The organism is Belnapia rosea (genome assembly GCF_900101615.1).
GTDB lineage: Bacteria > Pseudomonadota > Alphaproteobacteria > Acetobacterales > Acetobacteraceae > Belnapia > Belnapia rosea.
Genome location: NZ_FMZX01000031.1, coordinates 1 through 23,501, shown reverse-complemented (window position 1 = coordinate 23,501; position 23,501 = coordinate 1). Strand labels below are relative to the sequence as shown.

The following is a 23,501-nucleotide window of genomic DNA, read 5'->3' as shown; positions in this document are numbered from 1 at the left end:
ATAAGTTGATTTAAGCGGGACGTAAACAGCCAAAAGACGTCTCGCCCGGGCTTCAAGCGATGGCGCCGGTCCGCCTTGCCTCAAAGCCCGTTCAGCATCGCCAACCGAAAGGGCTACGCACCATGATCCGCTTCCTGATGACCTCCGCCATTTCCACACTGAAAGACCGCAAGGGTGTGACAGCGGCCGAGTACGCTGTGCTCGCCGCCGGCATTGTCATCGCCGTTGGCGGTGCTGCGACCGCTTTTGGCCCGACGCTCACGGCTGCCTTCACGGGCCTTAAACTGACGGGACCCTGATCAAAGGAAGAAGGCCGGCTCGTACCATCGCCACGGGCCGGCTCCTTTTCTGCGCGACCAAAAACGCTTACAGCGAACTGCACATCCGCCATGGCGATCACGCTGGTCATCGGCCTGCTCCTTCTGCTCGCCGCGTGGCGGGATGTCGTCGCCCGCATCATCCCGGACCTGCTGGTCCTGCCCATCGCCATCCTCGGCATCGCCGGCCGCCTCTCCCTGGGCTGGGGCGCCCTGCTTGAAGCGGCGCTTGCCGCGCTCCTGCTCTTCGTCATCCTGCTGGCCTGCGCCATGCGCGGCTGGCTCGGCGGCGGCGACGTGAAGCTGGCTGCCGCCCTGGCTATCGGCCTGCCACCCGCCGCCACCTGGAATTTCGTGGTGGCCACCACCCTGGCCGGCGGCCTGCTCGCCCTTGGCTATCTCAACGGGCCTCGCCTGGCCCCGCGCCTGGCTCCCGCCGGTGCGGCCCATCCCCTCGGGCGCATCCTCGCCGTGGAGGCCTGGCGCCTTCGCCGCGGCGGCCCCCTGCCCTATGGCGTCGCCATCGCGGCCGGTGGCCTCGTCACCCTGCTGGCCCTCCGGGAAGGCTGAGCCATGTTGCTTCGCCTTCTGGTCATCGCCTCCCTGCTGCTGAGCGCCCTCGGCCTCGGCGGCCTCAGCTACCAGATGCTCGCGCCGCGCCAGGTGCCGGTCGCCGCGGTGGCCGTGGCGCCCCCGCCGCCACCGCCGCCCCGCCTGCGCATCGCTGTCGCCGCCCGCGGCCTGCCGGCCGGCACGCTGCTGAAGGATGAGGATCTCGCCATCCGCGAGGTGGCGCCGGATGCGGTGCCGGAGGGCGCCATCGCCGCCGGCGAGGAAAGCCGCATCGAACTCCGCGGCGCCCTGCTGCGCCGCTACCTCGACCCCGATGCCGTGCTGCGGCGGGAGGATGTGCTCCGCCCGCGCGACCGCGGCTTCCTTGCCGGCGTGCTGCGGTCGGGCACCCGCGCCATCTCGGTCGGCGTCGATGTCATCACTGGCGCCGCCGGGCTGATCTGGCCGGGCGACCAGGTGGACCTGATCCTCACCCAGGAACTGGCCGCGAACGACGCCCCGCTCGCGCGCCGCGTCATCGGCGAGACGGTGCTGACCGATGTGCGCGTCATCGCGGTGGACCAGCAATTCACCCGCGGTGCCAATCCCGGCGAGGCGACGCTCGGCCGCATCGCCCGCACCGTCACCCTCGAGGTCACCGCCGAGCAGGCGGAGCGCGTCGCCGTCGCCAGCCGCCTCGGCCGCATCTCCCTGACCGTGCGTGCGATCGAGCGGCCGGAACTGGAGCTTGCCACCCAGGGCGGCCCGGTCTTCGGCGCGGATGTCTCGCCGGCGCTTGCCCGCTCGGCGATCTCCCAGGGTGCCCGCATGCGGGTCGTCCAGGGCGACGAGCAACTGGAGGTCACCTTCCGATGAATCCCGCCAGCCTCACCCTGCTGGCACTCGGCCTGCTGGCCCTGGCGGCACCCGCCGCGGGGCAGCGCCGCAGCACCGATCCGCTGGCGCCGCAGGCCTGGCCGGGGCGGGATGCGCCCCAGCCTTCGCCACAGGCCGCGGCGTCGCAGCCCCTCGCCATCATGCTGGAGGCCGGTGCCGGCCGCCTGCTGCGGCTGCCCGCGCCGGCCATCACCGTGATGGCGGCCGACCCACGCATCGCCCGCGTCCAGCCGGCCTCGCCGACCAGCCTCTTCGTCATGGCGGTCGCTGCCGGCCGCACCACCGTCGTCGCCCTCGCCGAGGACGGCACGCCGGTCGCGCAGTATGACATCACGGTCCAGCCCGGCCGTGCCGCCGCCCAGCCCTCCTCCGCGGAACCGGCTGCCGCCCCGGCCCAGCCGGCCGCCAGCCCGCCCCCAAACCCCGCCGCGGTGCAGAGCATGATCCGCCGCATGGTACGGGGTGCCGAGGGCGTGCAGGTCACCGCCTCCGGGCCGAACGGGTTGATCCTGAGCGGCGAGGTGCCGACGGCCGGCGATGCGCAGCGCGCCGAGGTCATCGCCCGCACCTATGGCGGAGAGGGGCGGGAGGTGATCAACAGCCTCGCCCTGCTCTCCTCCATCCAGGTCAATCTCCGGGTCCGGGTCGCCGAGATCTCCCGCCAGGTCAGCCGCGACCTGGGCTTCAACTGGCAGGCCGTCGCCAATGGCGGGAATGGGCTGCTGCTCGGGCTACAGACCGGCGGCGCCGGGGCCGTCCTGAATGCACTGACCAGCCGGCCCTCAGCCACCGACGCACAGGTCGGCCGCTTTGGCGTGGGCTATCGTTCCTCCCGCTTCGACATCAACACGGTGGTCGATGCACTCGCCTCCGACCAGCTCATCACCATCCTGGCGGAGCCGAACCTGACCGCCCAGTCGGGCGAGGTGGCGAGCTTCCTCGCCGGCGGGGAATTCCCGGTGCCGGTCGCGGCCAGCTCGGTCAGCAACAGCATCACCATCGAGTACAAGCAGTTCGGCGTCAGCCTGGCCTTCGTGCCGACCGTGCTGGGGCCGGAGCGGCTGAACCTGCGGGTCCGGCCGGAGGTGAGCGAGCTGTCGGAGAATGGCGCCATCAGTCTGCCGCTCGCCAGCGGCGTGGTGCGGATCCCGGCGCTCAACGTCCGCCGGGCCGAGACCACGGTGGAACTCGGCAGCGGCCAGAGCTTCGCTATCGCCGGCCTGCTCCAGCGCAACTCCGTCCAGTCCGACAGCGGCGTCAACGGCCTCGGCGACGTGCCGGTGCTCGGCGCCCTGTTCCGCTCCGACCGGTTCCGCCGCAACGAGACGGAGCTGGTCATCATCATCACGCCCTATCTGGTGCGGCCCGTCTCCGACCCGCGCGCGCTCGCGGCGCCGACCGACGGCTTCCGCCCGGCGACCGATCTCGACCGGGTGCTGTACCGGCGGCAGATCGCCCGCGGCCAGCCCGCGCCGCCGCCACGCGGTGCCCTCGATGCGGGGTTCATCATCGAATGACGGGACTGCACCGCCTCATCCTCCTGCTCGCCCTTCCGCTCGCGGCCTGCGGGCCGGGCGATGACTTTGCCCGCCCCGGCACCTGGCGTCCGACCGGCGCGAACGAGGCCAACCTCGGCACGATGCTGGTCGAGCCGGCGCATGCCCGGGCCGGCGTCGCGGCGCGGACCGAGCGCGGGCAGCCCGGCAGCCATGCCATCCGCCTGCTGGAGCAGGACCGCCGGCGGCCGCTGCCGGACAGCCGCGCCGCCACCATCGGCAATATCGGCGCCGCCCCTCCCGCAGCAGCGGGGCCAGCCAATGACCGCTAGGCCAGCCGTGGCGCGGGACATGGCGGATGCGGGCCGCGGTGGGGCGCGGACGTCCCCCGCGCCGATGGGCAACCGGCCCGCCTTCCTGGCCTTCGTCGCCGACGAGGCGAGCGAGGCGGCTCTGCGCGGCGGGCTGCCCGAGGCGCTCGGCGCCCTGCCATTCCGCCGCGGCGATATCCGCACCGCGACCCGGCTGCTGGAGCGGGAGCCGACGCCCGCCGTCCTCCTCGTCGATATCGCCGGCATCGCCGATCCCCTGCAGGCGATGGAGATGCTCGCCAATGTCTGCATGCCGGATGTGCGCGTCCTTGCCATTGGCGACCAGGCGGATATCGGCTTCTACCGTCGCCTGACGCGGGAGCTGGGCGTCGCCGAGTATCTTCACAAGCCACTGACACGGGACATGGTGGCGCGGCTCTTCGGCCCACATCTCGCCGGGCAGGCCGCCGCGGCGGCCGAGGTGCTTGGCCGTGGCAGCCAGGTTGTCGCGGTCTGCGGCGTGCGCGGGGGCAGCGGCGCCACCACCATCGCCGTCAATCTCGCGGTGCAGCTCGCGGAGCAGGGCCGTGGCCATGTCGCGCTGCTCGACCTGCATCTCCGGGGCGGCACGGCCGGGCTGATGCTCGGCGTCCGGCCGGGAACGGGGCTGCGCGTCGCGCTGGAGCAACCGGACCGGGCGGATGCCCTGTTCCTCGACCGGGTCGGCATCCCGATCTCCGACCGGCTGCGGCTGATCGCCGCCGAGGAGCCGATGGAGTCCGAGCCGCTGCCCGCGGAATCCGCCGTCCAGGCCGTGCTGACCCAATTGCGCCAGCGCTTCAACATCGTCGTCGTGGATCTGCCGATGCCGCCCGGCCCGGCCGAGCGCGCCGTGCTGGCCGCGGCCCGGCACAGCCTGCTGGTGCTCGGGCCGGACATCGCCGGCATCCGCGATGCGCTCGCGCTCCGCAAGCTGGCCGCCACCATGGGCAGCTCGCGCGCCACCATCGTGCTGAACCGGTCCGGCCTGCCGGGCGGGCTGAAGCCGAAGCTGGTCGAGGAGGGGCTCGGCGCACCGCCCGATGTGGTGATCCCCGACCTGCCGCGGCACCTGCCGCGCGCCGCCAATCTCGGCCAGCCCGCCTCGCGTGAGAATGCCGTTCTGCGCCGCGCCCTGGCGCCGCTGCTGCAGGATATCGCCGGGGTGGCGGCCGGGCGGACCGGCGGCGGATTCCTCGGCCGGCTGCTGGGGCGGGGCGGCAAATGAACCGCGTCTTCGGCCGCCGCGTCACCGCCATGCCGGAGCCGGTGGCGGAGCCGGCGCCACCGGTCCTGGAACCGGGGCCCGCGCCCATGCCCTCCCCGGGGCAGGGTGCGGCCAAGGCGGCGACCGAGCGGCTGCGGATGCTGGTGATGGAGCGGGTGGACCCGGTCGTCGCGGCCGAGCTTCCGCCCGCGGCGCTGCGCGCCCAGCTCGAATCCCTGGTGCATGAGATCGCCAACCGGGAACGCGCCGAAATCTCCGCCCGCGAGCAGGCGCGCATCGCGGAGGAACTCGCGGATGACATGGTGGGTTACGGGCCGCTCGAGCCGCTGCTGCAGGACGAGAGCATCAGCGACATCATGGTCAACGGGCCGAATTGCGTCTTCGTCGAGGTCCGCGGCAAGGTCCAGCAGACCGAGGTCCGCTTCCGCAGCGCCTCGCAGCTCGCCGCCATCGCGCAGAAGATGGCGGCCTCGGTCGGCCGCCGCGTCGATGAGAGCAGCCCCCTGGTGGATTGCCGCCTGCCCGATGGCAGCCGCGTCAATGTGGTCTTCCCGCCCCTCGCCATCGATGGCGCCTGCATCTCCATCCGCAAATTCGCCAAGCGGAAGGTTGATTTCGCAGGCATGGTGGCGGGCGGCTCCATGTCGCCCCAGCTCGCCCGCATCCTCGAGATCGCGGCGCGCTGCCGGCTCAACGTCGTCATCTCCGGCGGCACCGGCTCCGGCAAGACCACCATGATGAATGCGATGAGCCGGCTGATCGACCATGGCGAGCGCATCGTCACCATCGAGGATGCGGCGGAGCTGCAGCTGCAGCAGCCCCATGTCGTGCGGCTCGAGACCCGGCCGGTGAACCTCGAGGGCCGTGGCGAGATCACCCAGCGCGACCTGATCCGCAACGCGCTGCGCATGCGCCCGGACCGCATCATCGTCGGCGAGGTCCGTGGCGCCGAGGCTTTCGACATGCTCCAGGCCATGAATACCGGCCATGACGGCTCCTATTGCACGGTGCATGCCAACACCACGCGGGATGCCGTCATCCGCATCGAGAACATGGTGCAGATGGGCCAGAGCAACCTGCCGAGCCGTGCCATCCGCACCCAGATCGCCAGCGCGGTGGACGTGATCGTCCAGGTCGCCCGCATGCGGGATGGCGGGCGCCGGGTGCTCCAGGTTTCCGAGGTCTGCGGCCTGGAGGGCGAGGTGGTGACGATGAACGACATCTTCGCCTTCGAATACGGAGGCGAGGACCCGAACGGGCGCATCCGCGGCCGCTGGGCGACACCCGCCCTCAGGCCCGGCTTCTTCGACAGGCTCGAGTATTTCGGGCTCGGCGAAGCCTGGATGAACGCCCTGCGCGAGGCCTGATCGTGCCGAAGGCGCTTTTTCTTCTGCTGGCGACGCTGCTGCTGTTGAGCCTGCTCCTCGGCGGCATCGCGCTCGCCCATGGCGGCTCGGGCCGCGCATTGCGGGAGCGGGTGCGCGCCCTGGCCGAGACGCGGCAGGCAGCCGCCCCGGTGCTGCCCAGCATCCGGGTCGGCGGAACCACGCATGGTGCGCTCTCCCTCCGGCTCTTCCGCCTGCTGCGCTTCAACCCGGACATCCCGAATGAGCAGGTGCTCGCATGGCCGGTCGTGGTGCTGCTCGGCCTGGCAGCGGGCTGTGTCGCGGCCTGGGCCGGCAGCGGCTTCCTCGGCCTCCCGCTTGCCCTGCTGGTGGCGCCGGTTGCGGCGCTGCTGACGGCACGGCTCGTCTTCGGCTGGCAGCATGCCCGTTATTGCGACGCGGTCTTCCAGCAGATCCCGGACGCCCTGGGGCTGATGACCCGCGCCATCCGTGCCGGCCTGCCGCTGGCCGAGGCCCTGCGCGGCATCAGCCGGGAGATCGCCTCCCCGAGCAGGGAGGAATTCGCCCGGGTGGCCGGCGACATGGCGATCGGCCGGCCGATCGAGGCCGCGCTCGCCCGGCTCTACGAACGCACCGGGCTGACCGAATACGCCTTCCTCGCCGTCACCCTCGGGCTGCAGGCGCAGACCGGCGGCAGCCTCGCCGAGACGCTCGAGAATCTGGCCGAGATGGTCCGCAAGCGGGTCGCCATGGTGAAGCGCGCCAAGGCCCTGGCCGGCGAGGCCAAGGCGCAGGCGGGCCTGCTGGTCATCCTGCCCTTCGTTGCCGCGGCGGCGATGGCCGCCATCCAGCCCTTCTACATCGAGGCCTTCACCACCAACCCGACCGGCCAGCGCATGGCGATGATTGGCCTTGGCCTGATGCTGCTCGGGCTGCTGATGATCCGTTCGATGATCCGCCGTGCGGGGCGGGATTGATGCCGGCCCTGCTCGATACCGAGACGCTGCTGCTGGCGGCCTGCGCCGCCGCCGCCGCCATCGGCCTCGCGGTGCTGGCCGCTGCGCTGCTGGCGCATGGGGCGGAGGACAAGGATCTGAGCCGCCGGCTGCGCAGCGTGCTGCAGCCGGGCTCGGCGGGCGATGCGAAGCAGGTAGCCCGTGGCGTCACGGCCGGGCTGGCCCGCCCCTTCCTCTGGCTCGGCGAATTGCTGCGCGGCAGCGCCATCGTCTCGCCCAAGGAGATCCAGGAGTTCCAGCGGGCGATGGTCGCGGCCGGCCTCGATGCCGGCTGGACGGTGCCTTTCTTCCTCGGGGCCAAGGCCATCGCGCTGATCACCCTGCCGCTGGGCGGGCTTGGCTATGCCTGGATCAGCGACATGAGCCAGGCGCAGGGCACTCTTACGGTCATCCTGGCGCTTCTCCTCGCGGTATTCGGGCCGAATCGCCTTCTCGATACCCTGCGGCGGTCCTTCCAGGAGCGCCTGCGACGTGGCTTGCCGGATGCGCTCGACCTCCTCGTGGTCGCCGCCGAGGCCGGCCTGGCGTTGGAGACGGCGGTCGATCGCGTCGCCCGGGAGATGGAGGGTTCCAACCGGGCCATCGCGGGCGAGATGAACACGCTGCTGCAGGAACTCCGCATGCTGCCGGACCGCCGCATGGCGCTGGAACGGATGGCCGAGCGCACGGATATCGAGGGCTTCAAGCGGCTGGGTTCCACCCTCTCCCAGACCCTCCGCTACGGCACCCCGCTCGCCCAGGCGCTGCGGGTGCTCGCCGCCGACATGCGGCAGGAGCGAATGCTGCGGCTCGAGGAGAAGGCGATCAAGCTGCCCGCCAAGCTCATCCTGCCGCTGATCCTGTTCATCCTGCCGGCCCTGTTCATCGCCCTTCTGGGCCCCTCGATCCTCGAGATCGGCAAATCCTTCGGAGGCCCCAAATGATCATGCTGCTGCCCCGCCTTGCAGCCGTCTTCGCCACCGGCTTCCTGGCTGCCTGCTCCGGCTCCGAAGGTGGATCGACAAGGCTCTATGACGGCTCAGCCCGCCTCAGGGTGGCGGAGGCGGCTGAAACTTCCGGCCAGGGCGAGGTCGCGCTTTCGCTCTTCGCCGCGGCCGCGGCGGCCGAGCCTGACCGGGCGGAGGTGCAGGCCCGCTTCGCCGCCGCCCTCGCCCGCGCCGGGAATGTCGGCCAGGCCGAACAGGTGCTGACCCGCGCGCTGGAACGCCGGCGCGACCACCCGCTGCTGCTCGCCGGGCTCGGCCGGCTGCGGCTCAGGACGGGTGCCGCCGAGCAGGCGCTCGAGATCTTCGCCCGGCTGGTTGCGGCCACGCCGCGCGATGCGGCGGCGCTGGATGGCCAGGGCGTGGCGCTCGACCTTCTCGGACGGCATGCCGAGGCGGAGCGAAGCTACCGCCAGGCCATGGCGCTGGCACCAGACAACATCGCCGTGAGGAACAACTTCGCTGTCTCCTTGATGCTGACCGGCAGGGCCGCCGAGGCGGTCTCGGTGCTCGAACCTCTGGCGCTGCGCAGCGGAGTCCAGGCGCGGGTGCTGACCAATCTGGCGGTCGCTCGCGCGGCGCTCGGCGGCGCCACCGCGGCGCAAGACGCACCGGGTGGCCGCGAAGGAGCGGCCGATCTCGCTGCCATGATGCAGGCATTGGCCGCGGATGCCGGTCGGGGGCCAGCCGGGCGGAGTTGAGCCAGGGCATCTTCGTCGCACTGGCTCCGCGGGATCTGCAAGAAGGACACTGGTGGGTCGTTTGGCAAACGGGCAGGCGATGCAGGCATAGCGCATCTTGCACGGCCTTAGGCTGCGGCCTGGGCACAGGTCTCCTGCTGCCGCAGCGCCACGAGCGGTCGCCCTTCGGCGATCACGCAATAGCGTCCGGTTTCGGGCGCCCATAGGGTCGCCCTTCTCCCGGCCCGCGCTAACCCAAGGCCAGTCACAATGGATTCGAATTGCTCATCTTGCTTTCGGATGGGCATTCAGGCGCCTGCACATGCACCAGCGGCAAACTGATGTCGCAGACCAGCCCCTCAGCCTTCCAATCCATGGCCACCTTGCCGTGGAGCTGATCCTGAACGCTCGCATGGATGACACGGCTGCCGAACCCACGCCGTTCCGGCACTCGGGTGAGCGGCGGCCCGCCGCGCTCCTCCCAATGCAGCCGCAGCAAGCCGGCGTCATGACCCAAATGCCAAACCAGACTGACTCGGCCGCCCGGCGCTGAGAGCGCTCCGTATTTGGCGGCGTTGGTGGCCAGCTCGTGCAGAATGAGGGAGAGTGGCTGTGTCGCCGCCGCAGCCAGATCAACCGCCGGACCGGCCAGCTCATAGACTGGCCCCCTCTGGCCGGCGCCGGCCAGCACGAAGCCGGCCAGGCTGCGCTCCGCGAGCGTCCGCAGTGCAGTGCCGGACCAGCCGGTCTCAGCCAGTAGTCCCTGTGCCCTGGCCAGGGCTGCGACGCGGCCCTCCACCGCGTCCGCGAACACCGCCGCGTCGTCTCGTGGCGCCAGCCGCACTGCCGCCTGCACCACTGCGAGGGCATTCTTGGCGCGGTGGTCCACCTCCCGCATCAGCAGTCGCTGCCGCGCCTCCACCGTTTTCCGCTCCGTCACATCACGCGAGACGCCGGCGATGCGTAGCGGGACGCCATTCGCCGGATCATGCTCCACGACCCCACCGTAGGATTCCATCCAGATCCAGCCATCCTGACGATCCCGCACGCGGTACTCGACCCGGTAATGCTCGAGCCTGCCATGTGCTACCGCGTCCACCGCCGCCCGGACCCGGTCGCGGTCGTCAGGATGTACCTTCTCGGCAAAATAGTGGTCCAAGGAAAAGCCGATGAGCGGCAGGTCCGGCGTGGCCGGCAAGACATGGCCGGTCCGTGTCGCGGTCCAGCTACGCAGGTCTATCTCGAAGCTGCCGAGTCCGGCCGCCGTCAAGGCCAACCGAAGCCGGGCGTTCCCGCTGCGCAGGGCAGCCTCTGCCCGCAACCCAGCCACTCGCAGCGCCTCGAACTCAGCCACCGGCGTATCAGGCACAGGTGGAGAGCTGGCACCCGGCGCCCAGCCGGTGGCGACCTGTTCGGCATGGCGCACCAAGGCATGCACGGGCCGCAGCACCCGCTGGGACAGGCCGACTGCCAGGGCTAGGCCAAAGCCGAGTGCCAGCAGCCCGCCACCCAGCAGGGCGAGCACCGGGCTGAACCAGGCGCGGGTGAAGGTCGCCTCGGGCTCGTTCACCCAAACTGTCCATCCCGGGGCGCTGCTGAGTTGATGGTATGCGGTGCGGATGGCCTTGCCGTCGAGCAGCTGACGCCCGGACAACAGGCCGGCGACCTGCCGCGGTTCGCTATCGTTTCGGATGGGCCGGGATCTTCCGACCAAACGCTCATGATCTTCCGAGCGCGCGACCATGACGCCACGGCGGTCGGTGATGGCGACGGCGCCCTGGCCTGACGGTGCCTGACCCTGCAGCAGCTTCGCCAGGTGCTCCGGGAGGATCGGCATGCCGACGACATAGTGCACGCTCCCGTCGCGCAGAGCGGGGACGTAAACGAAGGCGCTGAGCCGCCCGGAATTGCGCCCGATGGCCAAGTCGCTCACCGTGGCCTGACCGGTCTCGAAGACCCGTGCCACCGCCACGCCACCTCCGCCTGGGCCGAGGCCGCCACCGGAACCGGGCATCTCGCCGCCGGCGGGAGTCAAGGTGTGGACGACCGGCCGGAGACTGCGGTCCAGCACTGTTACCCAGCCGCCAAAGGCTGTGCCGACGCTGCGGGCGAGCATGTCGAAGGCAGCAAGGTCGCCATCGGAGCCGAGATAGGACGAAGCGGCCAGGACCTGGAGTGCGGCACGGCGGGCGGCGATCTCGCTGTCCACCACTGCGGAAAGTGCCCGCGCCGTGTCGAGCAGCCGGGCCTCGGCGGCGGCGCGGTAGCTGCGCAATGCAGTCCAGCAGGCCGCGGCGCCAAAGCCCAAGGCCGGGAGCAACACCGCCAGGACCAGCCCGATAAGGTAAAGGCGCAGCCCGCGAGGCCGACGGCCCTGGATGCTATCAGGCGGCCGGTGCGGCGCAGCACCGGCTGCACCCATAGCGGCGGCGCTTTGGTCCATGCACGCATACGTCCCTGGGCCGTGACAGCGCTGCGCCCGACCTGGCCACGGAGGCCGGAAGCAGTCCGCGCCGGCGAGGCCATGCGCGTGAGCGGCTATCGAGGCCGCAGCATTGTCGTATGACCTGAAGTCAAACTTCTGTCAGCAAAGGAAAGCGCGCCATAACGGCGACATGTTCCGGGCCGTTGGTATGACTCCGATCGCGCCTGCCACTCACCTGGGGACCTGGTGCTGCGGTCACACCATGGGTCGGCCGCAAACAAGGCGAACCCCGCCGGTTCCTGACGAGGGTCTGTTAAGCGTGGCTCTCTCCACAAACCGTACAGAGCAGGCCGCCGTTGGCCGGGGCTCACTTGCACAGGTGGAAGCGTTCCCTCCGCGCTGATTGCGGTGAGCGGCGACCATTCGGCCCCGACGCCGCATATGCGGGACGACATGACAGAGGGGAGTCGATGACCTCTCGTTAGGTTGCCACGCCGTGCGGAATCGGGATGGCCGGGTTCCCGTGTCGCCCATGACCACGCACGTGAAGCCGTGCTCGACATGCCCACGGCGCGTTCATGCGCCGTATCCGATCAGCACGCGCGGCAGCCAAAGCACCGCCGACGGCACGAAGGAGATGAGCGCGAGCACGAGCAAGCCCGCAAGCAGGAACGGGCCGAGTTCGCGGCTTTCTTCCTCGAGCTTCACGCTGGCGAAATTGGCACAGATGTAGAGCAGGATGCCGACTGGCGGCGTGATCAGGCCGAGGCAGAGGTTGAACACCATCACCAGGCCGAAATGGACGAGATCGATGCCGACCGCCTGGACCACCGGGACCAGTACCGGGATCAGGATGAAGAGTGCCGGCAGCGGCTCCATGAAGATGCCGATGACCAGCAGGAACAGGTTGATCATGGCGAGGATGATGGTGGGATCGGCCGAGATCGATGCGATCCACGCCGCCACAGCGCGCGGCATGCCCGAGACGGCAAGCAGCCAGCCGAAACCCGACGAGAGTGCGATGATGAAGGTGACGAGCGCGGTATCGAGCGCCGTCTGCACGAGGATGGGCCAGACGCTCCTGAGGCTCAGTTCCCGGTAGATGAAGAAGCCGACGAATCCGGCATAGACGACCGCGACCGTCGCGCTCTCTGTCACCGTCACGACCCCGCCGACCACCCCCACGAGGATGATGACCGGCATCATGAGTGCCCAGAGTGCCGGCGGCACGAGCTTCGGTATCTCCCGCAGCGGGACAGCCCGGGCGACCGGGTAGTCGCGGCGCACCGAAATCCAGTAGGCGGCCACCATCAGCGCCACCCCGAGAAGGATCCCAGGCACGATGCCGCCCAGGAACAAGGCGATGATCGACACGCCCTTCCCCGCCGACAGGCCATAGATGACGAGCGGAATTGACGGCGGGATGATGGGACCGTTGACGCAAGCCGAGGCCATCAGCGCCGCCGCGAACCCGCCCGGGTAGCCCTGCCGCTTCATCGCGGGAATCAGGACCTTGCCGAGGGCGGAGGCGTCCGCCGCCGCCGATCCTGAGAGACCGGAGAAGATCATCGCCGCCAGCACCGAGGTCAGGGCGAGCCCACCACGGAAGCGGCCGACCAAGGCATTGGCGAGGTCGATGATCCGGCTGGTGATGCCTCCCCCGTTCATCAGGTTGCCGGCGAGGATGAAGAAGGGGATGGCGAGCAGCGCGTAGCTGTCCACGCCGACCAAGGTGCGCTGCGCGAGCAGCGACATCGGCAGCCCGCCATGCGTCCAGATCGCTGCCATCGTGGCGATGCCGAGGGCGAAGCCGATCGGGAAGGACAGGGCGAGGAGGAGGAAGAAGCCGCCGACCAGGACCGTGCCCATCTCAGAACTCCCCCGCCGATCCCTCGGCGGTGCGTCTGGCGGGGTCGACAAGCTTCTCGATGAAATAGAGCGCCATCATCGCGCACGCGACCGGAGCGGAGAAGTAGAACCAGGCCGGGGTTATATCGAGCGCGCCATAGGTGTTTGGCAGGACATCGATGGACAGCTTCATGCTGTAGACAAAGAGGATAAGGATGAAGACGAGGTTGCCGACCTCGATGCCCCAGAACAGGACCGCCCTGGCCCGGCCCTGCAGCCTCTCGATCAGCATGTCGACACCGATATGGAGCTTCTGTCGGTACAGCACCGCAGCGCCGATGAAGGTGACCCAGATGAAGAGGATGTTCGACACTTGCTCGATCCAGGCGAGCGGCGCCGCGAGGATGTAGCGCCACCATACGGCGGCGATCGTGATGAGGACGATGAGGGCGATGCACAGGCCGAGTATGGCCTTGGCGACTTCAGTGACGATGTCGCTCAGCCGGATGACGAATTGCGTCATGATGGGTCCCGGGACAGAGGTGGGCGGCCGGGCGGCTTGTCGCCGCGCGGCGGCTTCACGGGTTGGCAACGCGTCCCGGTGGTGATGCCGGAACACGCCAGGGTTCAGGCAACCTGTGAGAAGCGCTCCGCCCATCGCTTGCCGGCGGGGAATTCGTTTGCGAGGTTTCGGACGGTGGCGGCGAAGGCCCCCTTGTCCACCTCCGAGATAACGATCCGCTTCTCCCGCACCTTGTCCAGGGTGATGCGGTCATCGGCCATCACCCGTGGGCGGATCTCCGCCTCCATGTCGCGCCCCGCCTGGTCGAGTGCCTTGCGCAGCTCGGGCGTGAGCCTCTGATACGCCTGCTCGCCGACAAGGATGCAGTTGTCCTGCATCATGTGCTCTGTCAGTGACAGATGCGTGTTGGCGTCGAAGATTCCGGAATTGAAGGTAAGGCCTACGGGATTCTCCTGGCCGTCGATGACGCCCGACTTCAGGGCCTGGAACACTTCCGGAAAGGGGAGCGGTGTGGGCGAGGCGCCGAACAGCTCGAAGGTGCGCCGCCACAATGCCGTTTCCGGCACGCGGATCTTCAGGCCACGCATGTCGGTGGGCGACTTCACGACCCTGTTGCATGTGAGCATGCGCGGCATGCGCGGGATGGCCGCTACGGGCCGGAGCTTGGAGGCTTTGGCCATGTCCTCCTGGTACTCGGGGCGGACTGCATCCCAGACCCGATCCTTGTGGGCTGCATCCTTGAACAAGTAGGGATGAGTCCAGACCTCGGCCGGGCGATACCAGCCTGCGAGAAGGCCCTGGCCGGGCGTGGCGACCTGGACGGCGCCCTGGAGCATGGCCTCGACATGCTCCCGTTCGCCGCCGAGCGCACCTCCATGGTGGCTGGTGATCTCGATCTGGCCGCTGGTCAGCTCGGCCACCCGTTTGGCGTAGAAGTCGAGGCTGATGCCGATGAAGTCCTGCTGGGCGGTGGCGCTGGCGCCGATCCAGCGCAGCTTCTGCGCGCGCAGGACCCCTGGCATGGCAACAGTCGAGGCGCCGGCGGCGAGGCCGCCCAGCGTAAGGCGGCGGGTTATCTTTGTCCTGAGGATCTCCGTCACGGCTGCGCTTCCTCCTGTTCGTAAGTGGCCCGTTGTTCGAGCTCTCGGCAGCGTCCCTCGGGAAATGGCCCAAGAGAGACGTCAGCGTTCCACAGGTTCCGTGCCCCTTGATAGCCGAAGTTGCGCTGAACCGGCGGGGCCGCGGACGATTGTCCGGTGCAGACGCCGAAATGGGAAGAGCTCAGGGCCAAGGAGGGGAGGATTCAGGCCTCCGGGCCTGACCCGGAGGCGGTTTTCATGCAAGCCAATGCGGCCGGGTGCCGCCTATTCCAACCGGATGTTGAGGTCGCGCACCACGGCGCCCCAGCGCTCCCGGTCCGCCGCCAGGAATTGCTGCATCTCGGCCGGCGTCTGCGTCATTGGCAAAGCCACCTGGGCGCGGAAGATCTCCTGCACCTGGGCGGATTTCAGCCCCTCGGCCACGGTCCCGGCGAGGCGGCTCGCCACCGCCGGCGCCAGGCCAGCGGGGCCGAGCAGGCCGAACCAGTTCGCCGCCTCCACCGGCAGGCCGAGCTCCTTCAGCGTCGGCGTATCCGGCAGCTGCGGAACGCGCTCCATGGCGCCGATGCCGATGATTTTCGGGCGGCCGTCGCGCGCCGCAGCCTCGGCCGGCCCGGCATTGAGGAACATGCAGTCCACCTGCCCGGCAATAAGCGCCGTCGAGGCCGGCGCCGCGCCGGTGAAGGGGATGTGCAGCATCTCCACCTTCGCCTGCTTGATGAGCCCTTCCATCGCCAGATGCGAGGTGCTGCCGATGCCCCAGGAGGCGAAGGTGATCTTGCCCGGCTGGCGCCGCACCAGGGCGAGGAAGGCATCCAGCGTCTCGACGCCGAGGCCTGGCCGGGTGATCAGCGCGAAGGGGCCGCTGGCCAAGGTCGTCACCGGGGTGAACTCGGTGACCGGGTTGTAGGCGAGCTTTGGGTAGATCAGCGGGTTGATGGCATGCGTCTCCGCATTGCCGACGATCAGCGTATGGCCATCCGCGGGCGCGCGGGCGACGGCCTGGGTGCCGACGGCGCCATTGGCGCCCGCCCGATTCTCGATGACGACCGGCTGGCCGAGCGACTGCGCCATGGCCGGGGCGAGCGCGCGCATGAGGATGTCCGCGAGGCCACCCGGGTTCCACGGCACGATGACGCGCACCGGCTGCTCGGGAAAGGCGGCCGACGCCGGCCCTGCCACTGATAGCAGCGCGGCCGCGCCGAGCAGGCTGCGGCGGTTGATGGTGGGCATGGCTTGGTCCTCCCCGGTCTTTTTCATAGTCAGCCCAGCAGGGCCATCAGGCCCCGGATGTCCGGCGCCGTCTCCAACGCCCAGAGCGCATCGAGCGCGGCACCGGCCCGGCCGGCGAAGCCGCCGAGCCCTGCATTGTCGCGGAATTTCTCGGCCAGCTCCGCATCGCTCAACGGCCTCGCCTCGCTGCCGCGCGCATGCAGCACGAGTGCCGTCCGCTCCCTCCCATCAGAGAGACGCACCGTCACCCGCGCCCCGCCACGGGGCAGGGAGGCGTCCAGCTCCGCCACGACCCTGGCGCGGAATGCCGCGAGCGCGGGGTCGAGGACCGCCGGCATCTCGAATTCCGCCACGCCCGCCTTGCCGCGGACGAAGCCCAGGGCGGCACTGTGGTGGATGCTGACGCGCGCATCTCTTGCGGTCCGGACCACGCGGTCGCCACGGGCGAGCAGCAGCGCATCGCCCGCTACTGTCACCGTGGCGATCGCCTCGGGCGGCACCTCCAGCTCGGCGCGAAGCTGAAGGCAGGCGTCGATGACGGCATGGAAAACGATCCCGGCCGGATAGGGCTTGTAGGTGGTGCGGGCGATCTCCCAGCGGCCACCCAGCCCCGTGGTGATCTCCTCGATCTGCGGCGCATCGCCCATGGCGCGGGCCCAGCCCAGCGGTCCCTCGATGGCGGCCGGTGCGGCCTCGTAGCCCTGCCCGGCCAGCAGCGCCGCCAGCAGCCCGTGCCGTGCGGCATTGCCCATGCCGACATTCTTCGCCGCGCTCGGCAGGTTCTCGACCAGGCCGGCTGATTGGCTGGCGGCGATGCCGAGGGCGTTCCACGCCTGCGCGGCCGTCAGCCCCAGCAGCTTCGCGCAGCCTGCCGCCGCGCCGAAGACGCCGCAGGTCGAGGTGATGTGCCAGCCGCGGTCGTAATGCCCGGGCGAGACGGCATTGCCGATGCGGCATTCCACCTCCATCCCCAGCAGGAAGGCGTGGAGGACCTCCGCGCCGGAGTGCCCGCGCTGCTCGGCCAGCGCCAGCAGCGGCGGCGCGACCGGTGCGGCGGGATGGATGACGGTGCGCAGATGCGTGTCGTCATAATCCAGCAGGTTGCCGGCGATGCAGTTGACGAAGGCGGCGCTCATCGGGTCGAGCTTCCGCCCCTGACCGACGACGGTCGCCACCGGCGTCCCGCTGAAGCCGGCCATCACCTGGAGCGCCGTCGTCACCGCCGGGTCTTGCGCCACGCCCAGCGCGCAGCCGAGATGGTTGAGCAGGCTGCGCACCGCCTCGTGCCGCAGCGCCGGCGCGATCTCCTCCCAGCGGGACTCGGCGACGAAGCGGCCAAGCACCTCGCCCGCATGGGGCCGTGCCGGGCCGCTCATGGCGCGCGCACGATCAGGCTCTCGCGCGCGGCACGGGACCAGCGGATGTCTTCCTCCTGGCGAAGCGCGGCGAAATCGGCTGGGTCGAGCGGGTTGAGGTCGGCGCCGATCCGCAGCAGCCGCACCGGGCGCCTCGGCCAGGGCTGCGCGCCCTCAGCCAGGGCCGGGCAAGGCAGCCCTGAGCCGGCACGGGCAGCCAGAAGGGCACGGCGTTCGAAGGCCGGCATGGTGGTATTTCCTGGACGTTTGCGGCAGAAGACCTGCCGGTTTATGATATCGGTAACTCCAGCAAGCTGACCTGTAAAGGTCTTCGGCAATGATTGCCTTGCCACATACTTCCCGCCTAGGCTGGAGATATGGTACCGATCACAGCAACCCAGGATGGTTCCGGGAGGGGCGCGCTGCGTGGACGCACGGCTCTCATCACCGGCTCGACCGGCGGCATCGGCCTTGCCGTCGCCCTGGCGCTGGCCGCGGAGGGCTGCGACATCCTGCTGCACGGCCTCGCCACCGACGAGGAGGCGGCGCCTGCCCTGGCAGCGGTAGAGAGGCTCGGCGTCCAGGCTTGGTATCACCGGGTGGAACTGGCCGATCCCGTAGCCATCGCCGCCCTCGTCGCCGAGGCCGGGGCGCCGGACATCCTGGTGAACAATGCCACCGCCCGGCATTTCGGCCCGGTGGAGGACACCCCTCCCGAGGCATGGGATGCCGATATCGCCGTCAATCTCACGGCGGCCTTCCACCTGGTGCGGCTCAGCCTGCCCGGCATGCGGCGGCGGGGCTGGGGGCGCGTGCTCAACATGTCCTCGATCTATGGCCTGGTCGGCGCCACCGGGCGCATCGGCTATGTCACGACCAAGACCGCCCTGATCGGGTTGACGCGCGCGGTGGCGCTGGAGACCGCCGAGAGCGGCATCACCTGCAACGCGCTCTGCCCCGGCTCCACGCTCACGCCGAATATCGACGGGCGCATCCGCGCCGCCATGGCCGAGGGCGGGCTCGACCGGGCGGCGGCGGAGGCGACCTTCCTGGCGGGCAAGCAGCCGACCGGCCGCTTCGTCCAGGCCGAGGCGGTGGGCGCGATGGCGGCCTTCCTCTGCGGCGAGGCGGGACGCGACATCACCGGGGCCGTGCTGCCGATCGATGGCGGATGGTCAGCGGCCTGATGCGGCGGGAGGGAAAGCGGATGGAACGGCGAGCTCTACTGGCGACCCTGGGTGCGGCGGCACTGCTGCCTGCACCGGCCCTGGCGCAGCCCTTCCCCTCCCGCCCCTTGCGGCTGCTCGTCACCTGGCCGCCCGGCGGCACCACCGACATCCTGGCCCGGCAGCTGGCGCCGCAGCTCTCGGCGCGGCTCGGCCAGCCGGTCGTTGTCGAGAACCGCGGCGGCGCTTCGGGCGCCATCGGCGCGGCGGAGCTGGCGCGGGCGCCGAATGACGGCCATACCTTCGGCATGGTGACCAGCACGGTCATCTCCGCCGCGCTGCTCTCGCGCACCGCCTATGACCCGCTGCGGGACCTGACGCCCATCCTGCTGCTGGCGCGCGTCGCCAACATCCTGGTCGTCAACCCGTCCCTGCCGGTCCGAACGGTGCCGGAGCTGATCGCGCTGGCCAAGGCGCAGCCTGGAAAGCTGACCTTCGGCTCGCCCGGCATCGGCTCGGCGGTGCATATCTCGGGCGAGATGTTCAAGCTCGCCGCCGGCGTCGACATGGTGCACGCGCCCTATCGCGGCGGCGGGCCGGCGCTGGCGGACGTGGTGGCCGGGCATCTGCAGCTGATGTTCGGCAATGCCAGTTCCACACTGCCCTTCGTCCGCGAGGGCACGCTGCGCGCCATCGCCGTCACCTCCGGCACGCGCGCCGCCTACCTGCCGGAGGTTCCGACCATCGCGGAGACGCTGCCCGGCTTCGCTATCGACGAGTGGTATGCGGTGCTGGGCCCTGCCGGCATGGCGCCCGCCGTGGCGGAACGGCTGAACGCCGCCTTCATGGACATCGTCACCCAGCCCGTCGAGCGCGCCCGACTGCTGGAAGGCGGCGCCGAGGTGGCCGGCGGCACGGTCGAGGAATTCCGCCACTTCATGGCGGCCGAGGTCGAGAAGATCGGCGGCGTGGTGCGCGACGCGCGCATCACCGCCGAATAGCCATGGACGGCGAGCCCCCCGGCGCGGCGGCACGGATGCGGGACGTGGCGCGCGTTGCCCAGGTCTCCGCCATGACCGTCTCCCGCGCGCTGAAGGACCCGGAGCGCGTCTCGCCGGAAGTGCGCGCCCGGGTGGAGGAGGCGGTGCGCCAGGTGGGCTATGTGCCGAACCGGCTGGCGGGCAGCCTGTCCTCCTCGCGCTCCAACGTCATCGGCCTGGTCGTACCCAGCATCGACAATTCGCTCTTCGCCAGCACGATCCAGGGTATCTCGGACGTGCTGCGGCGGCATGGGCACGAGCTGATGATCGCCTCCTCCGGCTATGGCGAGGAGGCGGAGGAGGCAGCGATCCGCGCCTTCCTTGGCCAGCGCGTCGCCGGCCTGATCCTGCACGACACGACGCATACGCCGGAGGCGGTGGCGATGATCCGCCGCGCCGGCATCCCGGTGGTGGAGAACGGCACGCTGACCCGCCATCCGCTCGACATGGTCGTCAGCTATTCCAACCACGACGCCGCCATGGCGATGATGCGGCACCTGCTGCGGCTGGGCTACCGCCGCATCGGCTTCGTCACCCTGCCGCTCGCGGCGAATGAGCGCAGCCGGGACCGTCGCCGCGGCTATGCCGCTGCCTTGGAGGAAGCCGGCCTGCCCTACGACCCGCGGCTGGTGCTGGAGGTGCCGCCCGGCCTCGCCGCGGGCGTCGAGGCGCTGGACCGGCTGCTGGACGGTGGCGGCGATCCGGATGCCATCTTCTTCGCCGGCGACGTGCTGGCCATCGGCGCGGCGCTGGAATGCACCCGGCGCGGCTGGCCGGTGCCGGGCCGGGTGGCGATCGCCGCCTTCGACAACATCGACCTGCTGGGCCATCTGGTACCGCCGGTGACCACGCTGCGCCTGCCGCGCCACGAGATCGGCCGCCGCAGCGCCGAGGTTCTGCTCGACCGCATCCAGGGCCGCGCCACGGGGCCACTGACCGTGGATCTGCGCTTCGAAATCATCCACCGCGCGAGTACGTGACATGACGGATCAGGTGATCGGCTTCATCGGCCTTGGACAGATGGGCAGCCGCATGGCGGCACGGCTGCTGGCGGCCGGCCACCGCGTGGTGGCCTACGACCCCGTGGCGGCGGCGCTGGAGGCGGCCGTGGCGCAGGGTGCCGTCCGCGCCGCCAATCCGCGGGAGGTGGCGGACCGGGCGGATACGGTCTTCGCCAGCCTGCCCTCCCCCGGCGTGGTGCGCGCCGTGGCCCTCGGGCCGGATGGCGTGCTGCAGGGCCAGCGCGCCCGCTGCTTCGTGGACCTCTCCACCACCGGCCCGCGCGTGGCTGGCGAGGTCGCGGCCGGCTTCGCCGAGGCGGGCCGCTCCACCTTCGATTGCCCGGTGAGCGGTGGCATCACCGGGGCCGCCTCCGGCCGGCTCGCCATCATGGTCTCCGGCCCGCGCGAGGAGTACGCGGCGTTGGAGCCGCTGCTGCAGGCGATGGGCAAGCCCTTCTATTGCGGCGAGAAGCCGGGTCAGGCCCAGGTCCTGAAGCTCTGCAACAACCTGCTGGCCGCCGCGGCGCTCGCCGTGACCTCGGAAGCGATGGCGATGGGGGTGAAGGCTGGGCTGGACCCGGCCCTGATGTGCGAGGTGATCAATGCCAGCAGCGGGCGGAACAGCGCGACGCAGGATAAATTCCCGCGCGCCGTTATCCCACGGAGCTTCGACTTCGGCTTCACCACCGGCCTGTCGCACAAGGATGTCCGGCTGTGCGTCGACGAGGCGGAGGCGATGGGCGTTCCCATGGTGGTGGGGAGTGCGGTGCGGCAGATGCTGGCCGTGACCAGTGCGACCTTCGGCCCGGAAAGCGATTTCACCCATATCGCGCGGGTCGTCGAGCAGTGGGCTGACGTCGAGATTGGTGGCTGAAGCCCGCACCTGTTGCGGCAGGGCAGTCAATGTCGCGGCCTGGAAAGCCTAGCCGCGATATTCGACATCGGCCACGACCACGACCCTGCTCGGGCTGGACCAACCGGTGCCGGACCACAGGATCCTCAGCCAGCAGGCCGACATGCCTGAGATAGGCGGCCCGCCCTTCGATGCGGAACATCGCACAGATTGAAGCTGCTACCACTCGACCGCATAACTGATGCTCGGTTCGGGAGGTCGTTCATGCTGCAGGCCAGCAATCAACCCAGTGAGGAGGTCGAGGCAGCGGTGACGCTGGCGCGTGAGGTAGCGCCGGAGCTGGAGGCTGTCATCATCACCCATTACCGGGACGAGGACACCCTGGACATGATGCGACCAGGCGAGACCGACCTGGAGACGGTTCGCGCCGTGAATATGGCGGTGGCCGCCGAGCTGGACATGGAAGGGGTCGAGGTCATCGTCCAGCGGGCGGACCGGGCTGCGTTCCGGCGCTGGATGCACGGCAGGGACGACACCCCGGAAAACCGCCGAGGCTGGATAGACCGAGCCCGGCTCATCCGCGGGGCCGCCGCGTTGAAGGTACTCGGCCTCGAGGTGGAGGAGGACGAGGACGGCAGCGAGGAGCAGCCGAGATTCGGCCCCGCCCCTGGCCCGATCGCCGACCGACTCCTGAACGCCTACTTCAAGGACGGCGATGAGTTCCGGGGCTTCGTCCAGGAGATCCTGGAGGCGGAACGGATTGACGTTCTCGACCTCGCTATCCGCAAGGTCGCCGAGAGCCAAGGCGACGAAGGAATGGACGAGCTCAGCGGAGCCATGCTGGAAGTGGCCGAGGCCGGAGCGGTTGGGCCATCAGGGTGGGCTGAGCTGGTTGCCTTGCCGGTCGCGCTGCCCAGCGCGCAAGTGCCGAGCGCGGCCGCATTGACGGAAAGCCTGTTCGCCACCGGCTACTTCGCCGACACGGACGATGTCCGCTTCCTACCTGGCTGGCGCTCCCCGGACGCATTGGCAGGGCTGACCCCGGCGGCCATGCGTCGCGTCCTGATGGATCTGGCCGAGCACGGAGAGCCTCGTGACCTGCCGCCGGGCGATACGGATGACCTCGCCCGCCATGGCTTTGGGGTGTTGATCGGATTGCAGGCTGACTGGAGCATCCCGACATGGGACCAGATAGCTGCCGCGGGCGGCCTGCCCGACCAAGCCGATATCGAGGCCGATGGCGCACGCCGAAGGGCGTTGTTTCAGCGCTGGCGGGGCGGCGCCTTCCGGGAGCATGGGGGCTGCGTGCCGCTCGAGATCATCCCACCCTCAGAAGTGGGACGAGAGATCGCGGACTTCATCGAGGAAGCAGGCGACTCGCCCACGGCGATCGGTTAGGCAGAGGCATGCGTGCAGAGCCGCCGACCGCACCTCGAATTCGACCTCGCTCAACTCATAAACGGGCTACCTACCGCATTGCAGCTGATTTCCTGCGTACCTTTGTCACTGCCGTGCCCTATAGCATCACGCGGTGCTCACCGATGCCCGTCGCGGGTGTGGCCTGGCATTAGGAGATGAACTCTTCGATGCTGCTCTGCAGCCAGCCATTCACAGGGCTGCTCAGGAATTTGGTGAGGTCGCGCCACGGATCAACACTGTTCTCGATCGGGAAGGCGACTGCCGCCCAATTTTCGGCCCCTCGCCAGAGCCAGCGAACAGTGCATTCTTCCTGCTAGGACCACGGTCCTCATCGCACTCTCGACCAAGTTTATATTGGAGTCCGTCCGGCCGTCGCTAGGGTCTGTGACCGAACTCAGTGGTGCGCAAGTTGATCATGGTGGCAGCAAGATGGGCGAAGCCCATCCAACTGCGGCGTGTCTTGTCGCGTCGCAGGGTGATGCGAGCAAAGTCCTTGAGCCGGGAAAACAGGTTTTCGACGCGGTGGCGCCGGGCGTACAGCACGGGATCCCATGCGGGCGGATCAACCATGCCCCGCTTGGGTGGGGTATGGACGGTGCAACCCTCGGCGGCGAAGGCCGCGCGGAGCGGCGCTGAGATATAACCGCGATCAAGCGCCACGTCGCAGGCTGGG

Annotated in this window: 23 protein-coding genes; 15 read left to right on the top strand and 8 right to left on the bottom strand. The window is 69.9% G+C overall.

The genetic code is table 11. The features are described from left to right. The first annotated feature begins 122 nt into the window (after positions 1 to 122). The 10 genes from BLR02_RS28970 to BLR02_RS25125 all read left to right on the top strand — a co-directional run bounded on the left by BLR02_RS28970 (position 123) and on the right by BLR02_RS25125 (position 8,886). Entirely contained in the window at positions 123 to 299 is a 177-nt protein-coding gene (locus tag BLR02_RS28970; RefSeq protein ID WP_218128055.1) for a Flp family type IVb pilin, read from the top strand. Between the two features lie 90 nt (positions 300 to 389). Further along, positions 390 to 887 (top strand): A24 family peptidase, encoded by a 498-nt coding sequence (locus BLR02_RS25165; RefSeq protein ID WP_090665083.1) that lies wholly within the window; start codon positions 390 to 392, stop codon positions 885 to 887. A gap of 3 nt (positions 888 to 890) precedes the next feature. Next, on the top strand, positions 891 to 1,745 hold the full coding sequence (cpaB, locus tag BLR02_RS25160; protein ID WP_090665082.1) for a Flp pilus assembly protein CpaB: 855 nt from the start codon (positions 891 to 893) through the stop codon (positions 1,743 to 1,745). Next, the gene (locus BLR02_RS25155) at positions 1,742 to 3,283 is read left to right on the top strand and encodes a type II and III secretion system protein family protein (protein WP_090665081.1); all 1,542 of its coding nucleotides are present in this window, start codon (positions 1,742 to 1,744) and stop codon (positions 3,281 to 3,283) included. The genes cpaB and BLR02_RS25155 overlap by 4 nt, the downstream gene beginning before the upstream one ends. Further along, positions 3,280 to 3,594, top strand: coding sequence for a hypothetical protein (locus BLR02_RS29790; protein WP_090665080.1), 315 nt, complete (start codon positions 3,280 to 3,282; stop codon positions 3,592 to 3,594). Before BLR02_RS25155 ends, BLR02_RS29790 begins: the two co-directional genes overlap by 4 nt. Continuing rightward, a complete protein-coding gene (locus tag BLR02_RS25145; RefSeq protein ID WP_176849812.1) occupies positions 3,584 to 4,840 on the top strand; it encodes an AAA family ATPase in 1,257 nt (418 codons plus the stop codon). The genes BLR02_RS29790 and BLR02_RS25145 overlap by 11 nt, the downstream gene beginning before the upstream one ends. Then, entirely contained in the window at positions 4,837 to 6,207 is a 1,371-nt protein-coding gene (locus BLR02_RS25140) for a CpaF family protein (RefSeq protein ID WP_090665078.1), read from the top strand. The genes BLR02_RS25145 and BLR02_RS25140 overlap by 4 nt, the downstream gene beginning before the upstream one ends. A gap of 2 nt (positions 6,208 to 6,209) precedes the next feature. Beyond that, complete coding sequence (locus tag BLR02_RS25135; RefSeq protein ID WP_090665077.1) at positions 6,210 to 7,163, top strand: type II secretion system F family protein; 954 nt, start codon at positions 6,210 to 6,212, stop codon at positions 7,161 to 7,163. Then, positions 7,163 to 8,125, top strand: a complete 963-nt coding sequence (locus tag BLR02_RS25130) for a type II secretion system F family protein (protein ID WP_090665076.1) — start codon at positions 7,163 to 7,165, stop codon at positions 8,123 to 8,125. Before BLR02_RS25135 ends, BLR02_RS25130 begins: the two co-directional genes overlap by 1 nt. Then, positions 8,122 to 8,886 (top strand): tetratricopeptide repeat protein, encoded by a 765-nt coding sequence (locus BLR02_RS25125; protein ID WP_090570778.1) that lies wholly within the window; start codon positions 8,122 to 8,124, stop codon positions 8,884 to 8,886. Before BLR02_RS25130 ends, BLR02_RS25125 begins: the two co-directional genes overlap by 4 nt. 244 nt (positions 8,887 to 9,130) lie before the next feature. Here the strand turns inward: BLR02_RS25125 and BLR02_RS25120 are convergent, their stop codons facing one another. From BLR02_RS25120 to BLR02_RS25090, 7 genes are all read right to left on the bottom strand, one after another. After that, positions 9,131 to 11,140 carry an HWE histidine kinase domain-containing protein gene (locus tag BLR02_RS25120; protein ID WP_218128054.1) on the bottom strand — a complete coding sequence of 670 codons (2,010 nt, stop codon included), beginning with the start codon at positions 11,138 to 11,140 and terminating at the stop codon, positions 9,131 to 9,133. Positions 11,141 to 11,866: 726 nt separating this feature from the next. Continuing rightward, positions 11,867 to 13,159, bottom strand: coding sequence for a TRAP transporter large permease (locus BLR02_RS25115; RefSeq protein WP_090665074.1), 1,293 nt, complete (start codon positions 13,157 to 13,159; stop codon positions 11,867 to 11,869). Between the two features lies 1 nt (position 13,160). Beyond that, complete coding sequence (locus BLR02_RS25110) at positions 13,161 to 13,661, bottom strand: TRAP transporter small permease (RefSeq protein ID WP_176849810.1); 501 nt, start codon at positions 13,659 to 13,661, stop codon at positions 13,161 to 13,163. Positions 13,662 to 13,765: 104 nt separating this feature from the next. Further along, positions 13,766 to 14,761, bottom strand: coding sequence for a TRAP transporter substrate-binding protein (locus BLR02_RS25105; protein ID WP_090665072.1), 996 nt, complete (start codon positions 14,759 to 14,761; stop codon positions 13,766 to 13,768). A 264-nt stretch (positions 14,762 to 15,025) separates the two neighbouring features. Further along, on the bottom strand, positions 15,026 to 15,994 hold the full coding sequence (locus BLR02_RS25100) for a Bug family tripartite tricarboxylate transporter substrate binding protein (RefSeq protein ID WP_176849809.1): 969 nt from the start codon (positions 15,992 to 15,994) through the stop codon (positions 15,026 to 15,028). Between the two features lie 29 nt (positions 15,995 to 16,023). Beyond that, a complete protein-coding gene (locus BLR02_RS25095; RefSeq protein ID WP_090665070.1) occupies positions 16,024 to 17,370 on the bottom strand; it encodes an MmgE/PrpD family protein in 1,347 nt (448 codons plus the stop codon). Next, positions 17,367 to 17,597 carry a hypothetical protein gene (locus tag BLR02_RS25090; protein WP_090665069.1) on the bottom strand — a complete coding sequence of 77 codons (231 nt, stop codon included), beginning with the start codon at positions 17,595 to 17,597 and terminating at the stop codon, positions 17,367 to 17,369. The genes BLR02_RS25095 and BLR02_RS25090 overlap by 4 nt, the downstream gene beginning before the upstream one ends. Before the next feature lie 129 nt (positions 17,598 to 17,726). Here BLR02_RS25090 and BLR02_RS25085 point away from each other — a divergent pair, with 129 nt between their 5' ends. The 5 genes from BLR02_RS25085 to BLR02_RS25065 all read left to right on the top strand — a co-directional run bounded on the left by BLR02_RS25085 (position 17,727) and on the right by BLR02_RS25065 (position 22,807). Continuing rightward, positions 17,727 to 18,536, top strand: coding sequence for an SDR family NAD(P)-dependent oxidoreductase (locus BLR02_RS25085; RefSeq protein ID WP_090665068.1), 810 nt, complete (start codon positions 17,727 to 17,729; stop codon positions 18,534 to 18,536). Between the two features lie 20 nt (positions 18,537 to 18,556). Beyond that, complete coding sequence (locus BLR02_RS25080) at positions 18,557 to 19,516, top strand: tripartite tricarboxylate transporter substrate binding protein (RefSeq protein ID WP_176849808.1); 960 nt, start codon at positions 18,557 to 18,559, stop codon at positions 19,514 to 19,516. 2 nt (positions 19,517 to 19,518) lie between these two features. Then, positions 19,519 to 20,535 carry a LacI family DNA-binding transcriptional regulator gene (locus BLR02_RS25075; RefSeq protein WP_090665066.1) on the top strand — a complete coding sequence of 339 codons (1,017 nt, stop codon included), beginning with the start codon at positions 19,519 to 19,521 and terminating at the stop codon, positions 20,533 to 20,535. Position 20,536: 1 nt separating this feature from the next. Further along, the gene (locus tag BLR02_RS25070; RefSeq protein WP_090570809.1) at positions 20,537 to 21,430 is read left to right on the top strand and encodes an NAD(P)-dependent oxidoreductase; all 894 of its coding nucleotides are present in this window, start codon (positions 20,537 to 20,539) and stop codon (positions 21,428 to 21,430) included. Positions 21,431 to 21,673: 243 nt separating this feature from the next. Next, positions 21,674 to 22,807, top strand: a complete 1,134-nt coding sequence (locus BLR02_RS25065) for a hypothetical protein (RefSeq protein ID WP_090665065.1) — start codon at positions 21,674 to 21,676, stop codon at positions 22,805 to 22,807. A gap of 396 nt (positions 22,808 to 23,203) precedes the next feature. On the opposite strand, the gene BLR02_RS25060 is transcribed toward BLR02_RS25065, so the two are convergent. Continuing rightward, on the bottom strand, positions 23,204 to 23,501 hold a 298-nt coding region (locus BLR02_RS25060; RefSeq protein WP_143018298.1), incomplete at its 5' end, for a transposase.